We start from the raw sequence: 12,006 nt of genomic DNA, 5'->3' as shown, positions 1-12,006 counted from the left end.
TGTGGAAGTGAGTAGGTATGAAACGAAGCGAACGAAAAGACATGATGCGCGAACGCATTTTACAGACTGCTTCTGAACTGTATTTAAAGGTGGATCCAGAGGAAGTTAAAATGCGTGAATTAGCGCGCATCATTGGCATTTCATCAGCAACGCTTTACAAATATTTTTCAAGCAAGGACGAGTTATCAAGGGCAGTAGTGATGCAAATACTAACCCAGTATCAGAATACGATTATGGATGATTTAAATGACCCGACACTGACATTCCCGGAGATCTTGCAGCGTATGCAACGTTTTTCGAGACAAGCACACCGTAATGTGAATATGAAGACGATGGATCTCTTCTTCAAAATGTACCAGGACAATAATGAAATTAATCGGCTGTTTGACAGTCGGAGTGATTTTTGGCGACAATTTGTCGCTCGTGGTCGAGCAGACGGTTACATTGCCGATGATCTTAGCGATACTGCGGTTTTTATCTACATTGACATGTTCTCCCAGTACTTTCGCAATCAGGAACATATGGATAAGTTCAAGATGACACCTCAATTGTTGCAGAAAATTGACCATGAACTGGACAAGATGTTTTTACGAGGACTGCTTGGCGAAAGCGATGATTGCATTGAGAATCAAACGAAGCCTGAAAACGAAGTCTAACTTAGCTCGGAATACATTGGGTAATTACGAATGACTGTATCTAGGATTACGGCCTCTTGTGTTATTACCCCATCTGTTTTTTGATCAACGGAGTTAGCAGGCAGAACGTTGATTTACCGGGATTTTGAATGAGTTAGAGACGCTTAAGCAGGGTTAAAAAGGGTTTGGATGGTTACACGAGTTGAAAACAAGTACTTAGTCTAAACTGATTTTAGTTCCTAAAATCAATCATTTTTTAGCTATTTTTTTCAAAAGCGTATGGTTTACAAAATATGCTGTTATTAACATAATAAACCCGAAGAAATTTGGGATAATTATGTTAGTATTTTGAAATATGCCTTCGTAATGATATAAAGGCGTTAAATAAATTGCAATACATGTAGAAATTATCATTCCTAGGAAGGGTATTACTATAACTAACTTTTTTATTCTTGCCATCGCTGCGATTATGTAAAAGAAAATATCATCGCATATCCAAAAACTCATTACAAACCAGGCGTGGGATAGCCTAATATTTAATTTAGTTTTGAGATAAGTGATAGTTAAAATATATATTATAAATAGAACAATTACAGGAGCAATATTAGCCAATTTCAACATTTTGGATAGTCTTTTTGTTATTTTGAAATTAATTTCATCACAGTATCTATAAAAAATACTCTTTGACAACATCATAAAAAAAGTAATTAGCAAACCAACCCCTAAAATTAAGTATGACATATCATTCTCTCCTCATTATTGGCTCATATCCGTCAACCGTGCAATAAGACCCAGTTCTCCCCATTATAAATTGATTGATGAGCTATTCGTGTGATTTTAATCATAAAAAGGGAAAGTACCCGCTCGGAAATATGGAAGCAGATTTGATCTCCATCATCTAATTCAAAAAAAGCCTGGTTATATGGTAGAGTGACCTGGAATCTCTATCCGAACCGCGATCAGCAACTCGCACAGACGCTCGATGGACTTTTGACATTGCCGACGTCTGAGGCCAAAGAAACGAATCAGAACTCGGACGAAAATTGCTTACAAAAAGAACACAAACAGGGGGAGAAATCGCCGAATGATTGCCTCTCAGCAGCCAGCTGAAAAATCGGATGGTGACACAGTGTAACCTGAAATTGTGATATGGCGCATAAATAAAGCCCGAAATCCTTACCATACCAAGGATTTCGGGCTTTTGTGTGATTACCCCATCAGGATTCGAACCTGAGCATGACGGAATCAGAATCCGTTGCCTTACCGCTTGGCCATGGGGTAATGAATCAGAACAAGAAATATTATACCCAGTTTGATAAATATATGCAAGGGGTTATTCAAAAAAAATTAAAATAATGTCGATCAATAAAAAAAACATGCTAATTATTGGCGATCTACATGATCAGGGATTGGTGAAAAAAACAAAATGAAAGGGCTTGCAAAAATAAAAGATAGCGTTTACAATGATTGGTGTTAAAGGATATCTAGCAATCGATTTAGTTAATCGATAAACAAAGGAGCGAGTTTTGATGGAAAACGAACAGACGAAGAAAAACAACATTCCTCATGAACTCTATGAAAGCTTAATGATGGGCATTCGGCACATGATTCCTTTTGTTGTAGGTGGCGGCATTCTGATGGCTATATCCTTCATGTTTGGTGTCAACGCGGCAGATCCTAAAGATCCTTCTTACAATGCAGTTGCTGCGCTTTTGTTTAATATCGGCCATGGTAATGGCTTTGCTCTGATGGTTCCTATTCTGGCGGGATTTATTGCCTATGGAATTTCTGGAACTTTGGCACTGGCTCCGGGTATGATCGGCGGTTTAATCGCGGCAAGTACTGGCAGCGGTTTCTTTGGAGGTATTATTGCTGGATACCTATCTGGCTACTTTATTCGTTTTCTGAATCACTTGTGCCGTAAATGCCCTAGTAACTTGGTGAATTTACGTAACGTACTGATCTATCCCGTTGTCAGTGTCTTGTTTACTGGGGCGGTCATGTATGAGGTTGTTGCTTTTCCGATGAGTGTTTTCAACAATTGGCTGGTTGCTTGCCTGAGCAGTTTTCATGGTTCAAGCCTTGAGATACTCGGGTTGATCCTCGGCGCGATGATGGCTGTTGATTTAGGGGGACCGATCAACAAAGCTGCGTATACTTTCGGATTGGCTATGATCAGCGCCGGCAATTATTACCCAATGGCTGCAATCATGGCAGGCGGCATGGTCCCACCGATCGGTATTGGTCTTGCGACGGTTTTGTTCAAAAAGAAATTTGACGCGTTCGATCGTGACCAGGGGAAAACCTTTTTCTTGCTTGGCGCAAGCTTTATCACCGAAAGTGCGATGCCTGTGGCAGCAAAAGATGTATTCAGAATCATTCCTTCGGGCATTGCAGGATCAGCGGTTGCCGGCGCGTTATCAATGGCCTTTCACATTGCGCTTCCAGCGCCGCATGGCGGCCTTTTTGTACTCCCGATCGTACAGGGCGGACTCATCCAGCAAGGGCTCTATCTGTTTGCTGTTTTAGCTGGTGTATTGGTAACTGCGGGTCTCCTAGGTGTATTGCGAAAAGATATTGTTCAGGAAGAAAAAGCGCAACCGCAACAAACGAAAATACCGGATGCTGTACCGACACCTGCTCTGAAAAGTTAACGTAGAAGTTCGTGTACTAATTGTTGAAATGTAAAATGAAAGCGTTATAATGATGATGTAGCAATCGATTAACAAATCAAGGTTAGGGAAAGTGAGTGGTCAGCGATGGAAACAAATGAACAATCAAAACATGCGACAATTTCCATCGTGGCCGAAAAAGCCGGCGTTTCAACGACAACGGTTTCCCGGTATTTAAACGAAAAATATGAATATATGTCATTGAAAACACGGAAACGGATTAAAGAGGTCATTGAGCAGCTCAATTATCGACCGAGCAATATTGCCAGAGGGTTAAAATCGAAGAAAACCAACTTATTAGGTGTCGTTGTCGCAGATATTGAAAATCCCTTTTCATCGATGATGATGAAAGGTGTTAACGATGTGTGCAAGCAGCGAAACTATCATATGCTGATCTTGAACACGGATAATAGCCAGATAAATGAAGAGGAGGGTATTCTCTCACTTATCGATCATAATGTTGATGCCTTACTGATCAACCCAACTGGTTATTCAAGTTCGATTTATACGGAATTAAAGGAAAGCAAGGTGCCTGTCGTGCTCATGGACCGGCAGATCGAACATTTTTTATTCGATTCTGTGACATCAAACAACTATGACGTGACGTATCAAGCGACGGCTTATCTCATTAAAAATAATTATTCGCGAATCTTTTTCGTTTCCGAGAATATTAATAGTATCAGCACGCGTTCAATCCGCAAAAAGGCGGTTGAAGATGCGCTGAGCGAGAAAAAATTAGATAAAGAGCATTGCATGTTGTTTATTGATAAAGATAATCCTTTGGATATTAAAGAAAAGTTAATGAAGATCAAGAGACTCTATCAAAATGAAAAACTAGCGCTTTTCGCGGTAAATGGCCAAGTGCTTCTTCTCTTGCTGCAGATGCTTCATGAACTTCATTGGTCTATTCCTGATGAGATCGGCATATATGGATATGATGACTGGGGATGGGGCGAATTAATTCAGCCCGGTATCACGGTCATTCAGCAAGATCCATACGAAATGGGTAAGAAGGCGGCGGAGCTTCTGATTGATCGCTTGGAAGGAAAACGATTGGGAGCACCGGAGTTGTTTGAACTTCCCGCAAATTTAATGATCCGTGGCTCAACCGAGTAAAATTTTTATTTAGTTATTTATGTAACCGTTTTCGTTAATCGATACACATATTAGAACACTTGCCAATTGGGAAGCTTCTGGCCAATCGAAATCTTATCCAGAATCTTTAATACTTTTCCGTATAAAGGGAGTGAGTAAAGTGAGTACATTATTTTTAAATACACTGATCTTCAAAAAGCAGCTGGATGCACATGAAAAATGTCAGTCTGAACTCTTTCAAACCGTGAAAGAATTAGGTGCTTCAGGCATCGAGGTCCGAAGAGAGTACTTTTTTGAAAACGGTTTATTGGAAGATATGGCACGATGTGGCGAACAGGCGAAAAAGTTTGGACTGCATGTGTTTTACTCCGTTCCTGAAAAGCTTTTTATTAATGGAAAGGTTTCGAACCGCCTGGAAACCTACTTTCGTGAAGGCGCCGTATTGAACGCTGAAAATATAAAACTTAATATCGGTGAACCACCAAAACTTAACTCAGAAACGTTCCGGATCATTGAGGATTTGATACAAACGTATCAAATTCAGCTAACCATTGAAAATGACCAAACGGATGAGAATGGACGACTCGGTTTTGTGAGCGCTACATTGGAAAAATTATGCGCATTGGATAGTCCAATTGGCTACACCTTTGATTTAGGAAACTGGCTCTGGCAAGGCGCAGATCCAGTTGATGCCGCAAAAAAAGTTGGCAAATTCACTACGATTTTTCATTTGAAGGATGTGTCAAAGAAAAACGGCCTTCATACTGAGTTGCTTGGTGAAGGAACGATTGATTGGGTTAGTGCGTTGCATATCTGCACAATCGGAATTCCAGTAGTCATTGAATATCCGATTGAATCTCTTGCAGCCTTGAAAAAGGAAATTGTAAAAGTCCGTGATGTATTAACGAATCAGAAAGAAGGTGCTCGGGTAATGGGCGAAGTGATCACTATTGGCGAACCGATGATTATGTTTGTTGCGGATACAAAGGGAGAATTGAAGGATGTCCAGCATTTTACACGCTATATTGCCGGGGCAGAAGTCAACGTGTCTGTTGGTGTTTCACGTTTGAAGCACAGTGTTTCATTGATCAGCCAGGTTGGAGATGATCCGTTTGGCGCGTATATCCGTCTCTTTCTTGATAAAGAGGGTATTGATACAGGTCTTGTTTCAGTGAACAACTGCTATCCTACTGGATTTCAATTAAAAAGTAAGACAGAAGTTGAAGATCCGGAAGTCGTTTATTTCAGAAAAGGATCGGCTGCCTCAAGATTAGATAAACGCGCAATAGACAACATTGATTTTTCGGGAGCCAAGATCCTTCACTTAACCGGTATTTTTCCGGCATTGAGCGCTGAGACGTTTAACGCGACACTAAGACTGATTGAAAAGGCGCGTGAAAATAATCTGTTGATCACGTTTGATCCAAACTTGCGACCGACTTTGTGGAAGAACGAGGAAACGATGAAGGCACGGATCAATCAGCTCGCCGGATTGTGCGACGTGGTCCTTCCCGGATTCAGAGAAGGCAAACGTCTGACAGGAAGAACAACGAAAGAAAAAATCGCTGATTTCTACCTGAATAACGGAGCGAAAACCGTCATTATCAAGCTTGGCAATACGGGGGCATACTGCAAGAGACTGAAGTCCGATGGCAACGTTGCCGAAACGGTTGTTTCAGCTTTCCACGTTGACCAAGTGGTTGATACGGTGGGCGCCGGCGATGGCTTTGCGGTAGGAATCATCACAGGACTTCTCGATAGCTTGCCGGATGCAGAGTTGTTAGAACGAGGAAATGCGATCGGTGCCATTCAAGTGCAGCATATCAGTGATAACGAGGGGCTCCCAAATCGTGAGCAGCTAGCTGCGTTTATCAAAAAGACAGACTTGAAAACTTTGAATGCAAAGGCCCAATCAGACAATGCTTTGAAAGCGATTTAACTCTATCTATTCAACGAACTCAAATTCAACGAACTCAAATTTTGAGAAAGTGGTGAATCTGATGAAACTGCAAATTGCGATTGACCGTGTGCCGCTGACAAAAGCCAGAGCGCTCATGAAGCAATTGGCCCCCTTCGCGGACATTCTGGAGGCAGGCACTTCGTTAATCAAAGATTATGGTGTGACAGCTCTTGGGGATTTAAAAGAGGCGGTTTCCGATACCCAGCTGCTTGGTGACATCAAGACGATTGACGAGGGTGCCTATGAATTCCGGCAAGGCTATCGTCATGGTGCGGATCTGCTGACGGTTATGGGGGCTTCCTCTGTTGAAACGATTCGAAAATGCTACGAAGTGGCTGAGGAGTACGGAAAAGAGATGATGATCGACTTGCTGGAGTGTACACCGAAAAAAGTTGAGGAGATTATTCAATTCCCAAATGCTATTTATTGCTTGCACACTTCAGTTGATCAAGGTGCGACGGCTGACCCAAACGGAGATGTCCTAACCTTTAAAAAAGCATTTCCTTCAGTAAAACGCATCGCCATAGCTGGCGGCATCAATCTAACGACCGCCGCAGCTTTGTCGGCATCCGCTCCGGAAATCGTTATTGTCGGCTCAGGTATTACAAAAGCAGAAGACCCAATACAAGTAGCAAAGCAATTTAGAAAGGTGATGGAAGAGCAATGCAAATTTTCGATGTGATTTTAAAAGAAATTGAAGATGTTATTGATCAAGTGGATGAAGTCGACCTTGACCAGGCGATGGTCCTCATCAGCAAGGACAAAAGGATCTTCGTTGACGGCTCCGGCCGGAGCGGGTTTCAAGCAAAGGGGTTTGCGATGAGACTGATGCACATCGGCTACCAGTCCCATGTTATTGGTGAAACCGTTACCCCGGCGATCGCGGCAGGCGATGTTTACTTTGCCGTTTCCGGTTCTGGAAAGACAAAGAATGTTGTTAATGACACACGTGCTGCAAAAGAAAAAGGATTGACCATTATCGCTGCGACAAGCAAAGCGGATTCACCGCTTGCTGAACTGGCTGATTGCACGATTGTGATCCCTGGAGCAACCAAAGGCGATAGAAATAAGAAATCGGTTCAGCTGCTCAGCTCTCTGTTCGATCAGGCTGTTCACATCACACTGGACGCACTTTGCCTCAAACTCAGTCTTCGTGATCACACGTCGGAAGAAGACGCAGTCAAAATGCATACGAACGTTGAATAATCAACGTTTTTAAAATAAATAACATTTTTCAGGAGGAATTCATAATGGATAATCTCAATGTGAACATTTACGCAGACGGTGCAGTACTCGATGATATGCTCTCAGCCTATGAATCTGGTTTCGTTAGCGGTTTTACAACGAATCCAAGCCTGATGAAAAAGGCCGGGGTAACAGATTATGTGGCTTTTGCTAAGGATGTCGTTGAAAAAATCCCGGACCTGCCGCTCTCCTTTGAAGTGTTTGCCGACGATTTTGAAACGATGGAAAAAGAAGCGGAGAAGATCCACTCCTTCGGCAAGAATGTCTTCATTAAGATTCCGATCACCAACACCAAAGGTGAATCTTCCATTCCATTAATTAAAAAACTCGAAGACAAAGGCTATTCCCTCAATGTAACGGCGATTCTAACGATTAAACAAGTGGAAGAAACGGTTGCCGCACTGAATCCTAACGTTGAAAACATCGTGTCCGTATTCGCAGGACGCATTGCTGATACCGGACGTGATCCCATTCCTTATATGAAGCAAGCTGTTGACATTTGCAAGACAAAAAAAGGTGCGAATCTGCTCTGGGCAAGCTCACGCGAACTGTTCAATGTGTATGAAGCTGATCGCTTAGGCGTTGACATCATCACGTGTACGCCAGAGATCATCACCAAGCTGAAAAAGGTGGGCAAACCGCTGGAACAGGTTTCACTCGATACTGTAAAAGGGTTCAACACAGACATCAAAACGTTGGGGTACACCATTCTGAACAATGAAGAAACTTCTAAAACTGTTTCTAGATGAGACGAATGAAAAGGAGTGATCGTCATGACGAAAGCGATTGAACAATTATCGATTGATACGATCCGCACATTATCTATAGATGCCATTGACAAGGCGAACTCCGGACACCCAGGGCTTCCAATGGGGGCGGCGCCGATGGCATACACGCTCTGGGCAAAGAAGATGAAGCACAATCCGGCTGATCCCAAATGGTTCGACCGTGATCGGTTTGTGTTGTCGGCAGGCCATGGCTCGATGTTGCTTTACAGCCTGTTGCACTTGTTCAATTACGGCTTGCCGATAGAGGAACTCAAAAAATTCCGCCAATGGGGCAGTCTAATCCCTGGCCATCCGGAATACGGTCACACGGTTGGGGTTGAGGCAACGACCGGTCCGCTTGGGCAAGGGATTGCGATGGCTGTTGGCATGGCGATGGCCGAGGCACATCTGGCGGCAACTTATAACCGGGATGGCTATTCGGTCATCAACCATTACACCTATGTGCTTTGCGGAGATGGCGATTTGATGGAAGGCGTCGCTTCCGAAGCCGCATCACTTGCCGGACGGCTGAAACTGGGAAAACTGATCCTGCTCTATGATTCCAACAGTATTTCTTTGGATGGCAAGCTGAACATGTCGTTTACCGAACAAGTGCGCCAGCGTTTTGATGCGTACGGCTGGCAGACGCTTCTGGTCGAAAACGGCAATGATGTGGAAGACATAGAAAAAGCACTGGATCAGGCGAATGCCGATGCGGAGCGGCCGACCTTGATTGAGGTACGCACAACGATTGGCTATGGCGCGCCGAATCTTGCCGGAACGAACAAGGCCCATGGCAATCCGCTCGGTTCCGAAGAAACCGAAGCGACAAAGAAAAATTACGGCTGGGAACATGAACCCTTTTATGTGCCGGATGAAATCCGCGACCATTTCAATACGCTGAATGTGTCTGAAGCCGCTGCGGAAACGGCTTGGAAGAAACAGTTTGAAGCCTATAGCGAAGCATATCCAGAACTAGCTGCCAAGCTGAGAGCGGCAATCGGCGGGGAACTCGCAGCGAACTATGCGGATCAGCTGCCTCAATACGAAGCGGGGACGCAAAAAGCGACGCGCCAGACCTCGGGTGAAGTGATCAATGCGCTCGCCAAAACAGTGCCAGCATTGTTCGGCGGTGCAGCGGACTTAGCGTCCTCGACCAAGACAGCGATCAAAGGCGGCGGCGAATTCTTGCCGGAATCCTACAGCGGCCGTAACATCTGGTTCGGTGTGCGTGAATTTGCCATGAGTGCCGCGGTTAACGGTATGGCGCTGCATGGCGGCGTGATTCCCTACGGATCAACGTTCTTTACCTTCTCCGATTATGCCAAACCGGCGATTCGCCTGGCCGCTCTAATGGGCATCCCATCAATCTTTGTGTTCACGCATGACTCGATCGCGGTCGGCGAAGACGGTCCGACGCATGAACCGATTGAGCAGCTGGCCGGCCTGCGGGCGATTCCGAATTTGAATGTGCTCAGACCGGCAGACGGCAACGAAGTACGCGAGGCTTGGAAAGTAGCGGCGGAAAGCCGTAACCGTCCGACCGTGCTCGTACTCACCCGCCAGAGCGTTGACACGGTGGAAGGGGAAGTGGACAGCGCAGCGGAAGGCGTTCAGCGCGGCGGTTATATCGTCAGCGAAGCGAAGGGCGGCAAACCGGAGGGCATTCTACTCGCAACCGGCTCAGAAGTGGGGCTGGCCGTAAAAGCGCAACAGCTGCTTGAGACGGAACAGATCTATGTACGCGTCGTCAGCTTACCATCGTGGAAGTTATTTCGCGAGCAGGCAGCGACCTACAAGGAAGCCGTGCTTCCGGCACACCTAACCGCACGCGTCGGCGTAGAGATGGGCGCATCCCAGGGCTGGCATGAGTTCGTCGGTTTGGAAGGTGCGCTCGTCACGATCGACCGTTTCGGCGCATCAGCGCCAGCAGGCATCGTGACCACGGAATACGGCTTTACTCCGGAAAATGTGGCGTCGGTGCTGAAAAAAGTAGTCGCTAAACGACAAACGATTCATCAGTGATTTTGATTCATCTTGTGAAAAAGAATAAATGGATACAACATAATGGATGTCTTACTTCTTTGATCGGCTAATTTGTGAGGTTAAGGCATCTTTTATTGAGTATAAATGTAAGCGCTGACAAAATGTCGTTATTTTCATCAAAAAAAGACTCATAATACCTTGAATGAGATCAACCTCGATGGCACACATGATACGCGAACTGCAAGGTGAATGGAGTCAATTTAACAGAGCATTTAAAGCGCCCAGTTAGCGCAAAGCAGGAGTCAGACAAAAAACCAATTGGGAAAGAGGTCTATTCCATGAAAAACAATGCCTTGTCATCTGTCCGGTGGGTTCGATTAATTCCTATTGTGTTCTTTACGTACAGTCTCGCTTATCTTGATCGTGCAAACTACAGTTTCGGCGCCGCATCAGGCATGGCTCATGATTTGAATATCACAGCCAGCATGTCTTCCTTGCTTGGTGCGCTCTTTTTCCTTGGCTATTTCTTCTTTCAGGTGCCAAGCGCCGGTTATGCAGAAAAAAGAAGTGCGAAAAAACTAGTCTTCTGGTCGTTGATTACTTGGGGCTTTCTTGCTAGTTTAATTGGTGTCGTCACGAACATTTACATGCTGCTTGTTGTTCGTTTCTTACTCGGGATTGTTGAAGCGGCGATCATGCCTGCCATGCTGATCTTTCTCAGTCATTGGTTCACCAGTGAAGAGCGTTCGCGTGCGAACACATTTCTGATTTTGGGAAACCCGATTACTGTGCTTTGGATGTCGGTGGTGTCCGGGTACCTGCTTAACAGTTTCGGATGGCGCTGGATGTTCATTATCGAAGGTCTTCCATCCATTCTCTGGGCGTTTATCTGGTGGAAACTGGTTGATGATAAGCCTGATGAAGCAAAATGGCTGGAACAGCATGAGAAAAAAGCACTGGATGATGCACTTGCCAATGAGCAGAAAGGTTTTAAATCCGTTCCAAATTATCGTGAGGCTTTTAAGCAAAAATCTGTGGTCTACTTGTGCCTGCAATATTTCTTCTGGAGCATCGGTGTCTATGGCTTCGTGATGTGGCTTCCTTCAATCATCAAATCCGCTCCAAATATCAGCATCGTTGAAACGGGCTGGCTTTCTTCTGCCCCTTATCTATTAGCAGCCATCCTGATGGTTGTCGCTTCTTATTTCTCCGATAAACTATTAACTCGAAAATTATTCGTTTGGCCATTCTTGCTTGTCGGCGGTCTCGCTTTCTATGCATCCTATCTTGTCGGCCCATCACATTTTTGGATTTCCTTCACACTAATGGTGATCGCCGGTGGCGCCATGTATGCCCCTTATGGCCCATTCTTCGCGATTGTGCCGGAACTGCTTCCGAGAAATGTTGCAGGCGGTGCAATGGCACTGATCAACAGTATGGGCGCGTTGGGCTCTTTTGTAGGCGCTTACTTTGTCGGCTTTTTGAATGGAACGACTGGGGGATTCTCAGCCTCATATATATTTATGGCCGTATCACTAGTACTGGCTGTGATCTTTACAATTATTGTCAAAGGAACGAAAACGAGTCTTTCAACTGATGATGATCCGATCGATGTGAATAAGCAGGTCATTGTCGGCAAGTAATGA

Annotated in this window: 10 protein-coding genes, 1 tRNA gene and 1 pseudogene; 10 read left to right on the top strand and 2 right to left on the bottom strand. The window is 44.7% G+C overall.

The features are described from left to right. The first annotated feature begins 17 nt into the window (after positions 1–17). Complete coding sequence (locus P343_RS31540) at positions 18–656, top strand: TetR/AcrR family transcriptional regulator (RefSeq protein ID WP_023510873.1); 639 nt, start codon at positions 18–20, stop codon at positions 654–656. A 228-nt stretch (positions 657–884) separates the two neighbouring features. Here the strand turns inward: P343_RS31540 and P343_RS31535 are convergent, their stop codons facing one another. Next, on the bottom strand, positions 885–1,376 hold the full coding sequence (locus tag P343_RS31535; protein WP_023510872.1) for a hypothetical protein: 492 nt from the start codon (positions 1,374–1,376) through the stop codon (positions 885–887). Between the two features lie 118 nt (positions 1,377–1,494). Here P343_RS31535 and P343_RS37820 point away from each other — a divergent pair. Beyond that, positions 1,495–1,569 (top strand): annotated as a pseudogene (locus tag P343_RS37820) (HNH/ENDO VII family nuclease); the annotation flags it as partial. Positions 1,570–1,844: 275 nt separating this feature from the next. On the opposite strand, the gene P343_RS31525 reads toward P343_RS37820, so the two are convergent. Beyond that, positions 1,845–1,916: transfer RNA gene (locus P343_RS31525), tRNA-Gln, on the bottom strand. A gap of 248 nt (positions 1,917–2,164) precedes the next feature. Between P343_RS31525 and P343_RS31520 the strand changes: the two genes are divergently transcribed. The 8 genes from P343_RS31520 to P343_RS31490 all read left to right on the top strand — a co-directional run bounded on the left by P343_RS31520 (position 2,165) and on the right by P343_RS31490 (position 12,003). Beyond that, positions 2,165–3,289: a PTS fructose transporter subunit IIC gene (locus P343_RS31520; protein ID WP_023510870.1), complete on the top strand. Its 1,125-nt coding sequence runs from the start codon at positions 2,165–2,167 to the stop codon at positions 3,287–3,289. 105 nt (positions 3,290–3,394) lie between these two features. After that, complete coding sequence (locus P343_RS31515) at positions 3,395–4,423, top strand: LacI family DNA-binding transcriptional regulator (RefSeq protein WP_023510869.1); 1,029 nt, start codon at positions 3,395–3,397, stop codon at positions 4,421–4,423. Between the two features lie 139 nt (positions 4,424–4,562). Beyond that, positions 4,563–6,341: a PfkB family carbohydrate kinase gene (locus tag P343_RS37700; protein ID WP_023510868.1), complete on the top strand. Its 1,779-nt coding sequence runs from the start codon at positions 4,563–4,565 to the stop codon at positions 6,339–6,341. A 61-nt stretch (positions 6,342–6,402) separates the two neighbouring features. Then, entirely contained in the window at positions 6,403–7,044 is a 642-nt protein-coding gene (locus P343_RS31510) for an orotidine 5'-phosphate decarboxylase / HUMPS family protein (RefSeq protein WP_023510867.1), read from the top strand. Beyond that, positions 7,026–7,568: a 6-phospho-3-hexuloisomerase gene (hxlB, locus tag P343_RS31505; protein WP_023510866.1), complete on the top strand. Its 543-nt coding sequence runs from the start codon at positions 7,026–7,028 to the stop codon at positions 7,566–7,568. The genes P343_RS31510 and hxlB overlap by 19 nt, the downstream gene beginning before the upstream one ends. Before the next feature lie 44 nt (positions 7,569–7,612). Then, positions 7,613–8,356, top strand: coding sequence for a transaldolase (locus P343_RS31500; protein WP_023510865.1), 744 nt, complete (start codon positions 7,613–7,615; stop codon positions 8,354–8,356). Between the two features lie 24 nt (positions 8,357–8,380). Continuing rightward, positions 8,381–10,399, top strand: coding sequence for a transketolase (gene tkt / locus P343_RS31495; protein ID WP_023510864.1), 2,019 nt, complete (start codon positions 8,381–8,383; stop codon positions 10,397–10,399). A 299-nt stretch (positions 10,400–10,698) separates the two neighbouring features. Then, a complete protein-coding gene (locus P343_RS31490; protein WP_023510863.1) occupies positions 10,699–12,003 on the top strand; it encodes an MFS transporter in 1,305 nt (434 codons plus the stop codon). Positions 12,004–12,006: the final 3 nt, after the last annotated feature.

The sequence above is a fragment of the Sporolactobacillus laevolacticus DSM 442 genome, assembly GCF_000497245.1.
Taxonomy (GTDB): domain Bacteria; phylum Bacillota; class Bacilli; order Bacillales; family Sporolactobacillaceae; genus Sporolactobacillus; species Sporolactobacillus laevolacticus.
Note: the sequence above shows the minus strand (reverse complement) of the source record. Positions and strands in the feature narration are given on the sequence as shown.

Excerpts from the sequence above, each read along its gene's own strand:
- P343_RS31540 (WP_023510873.1), top strand. The coding sequence starts at position 18 with ATGAAACGAAGCGAACGAAAAGACATGATGCGCGAACGCATTTTACAG.
- hxlB (WP_023510866.1), top strand. The coding sequence starts at position 7,026 with ATGCAAATTTTCGATGTGATTTTAAAAGAAATTGAAGATGTTATTGAT.
- P343_RS31510 (WP_023510867.1), top strand. The coding sequence starts at position 6,403 with ATGAAACTGCAAATTGCGATTGACCGTGTGCCGCTGACAAAAGCCAGA.
- P343_RS31515 (WP_023510869.1), top strand. The coding sequence starts at position 3,395 with ATGGAAACAAATGAACAATCAAAACATGCGACAATTTCCATCGTGGCC.
- tkt (WP_023510864.1), top strand. The coding sequence starts at position 8,381 with ATGACGAAAGCGATTGAACAATTATCGATTGATACGATCCGCACATTA.
- P343_RS31500 (WP_023510865.1), top strand. The coding sequence starts at position 7,613 with ATGGATAATCTCAATGTGAACATTTACGCAGACGGTGCAGTACTCGAT.
- P343_RS31490 (WP_023510863.1), top strand. The coding sequence starts at position 10,699 with ATGAAAAACAATGCCTTGTCATCTGTCCGGTGGGTTCGATTAATTCCT.
- P343_RS31520 (WP_023510870.1), top strand. The coding sequence starts at position 2,165 with ATGGAAAACGAACAGACGAAGAAAAACAACATTCCTCATGAACTCTAT.
- P343_RS31535 (WP_023510872.1), bottom strand. The coding sequence starts at position 1,376 with ATGTCATACTTAATTTTAGGGGTTGGTTTGCTAATTACTTTTTTTATG.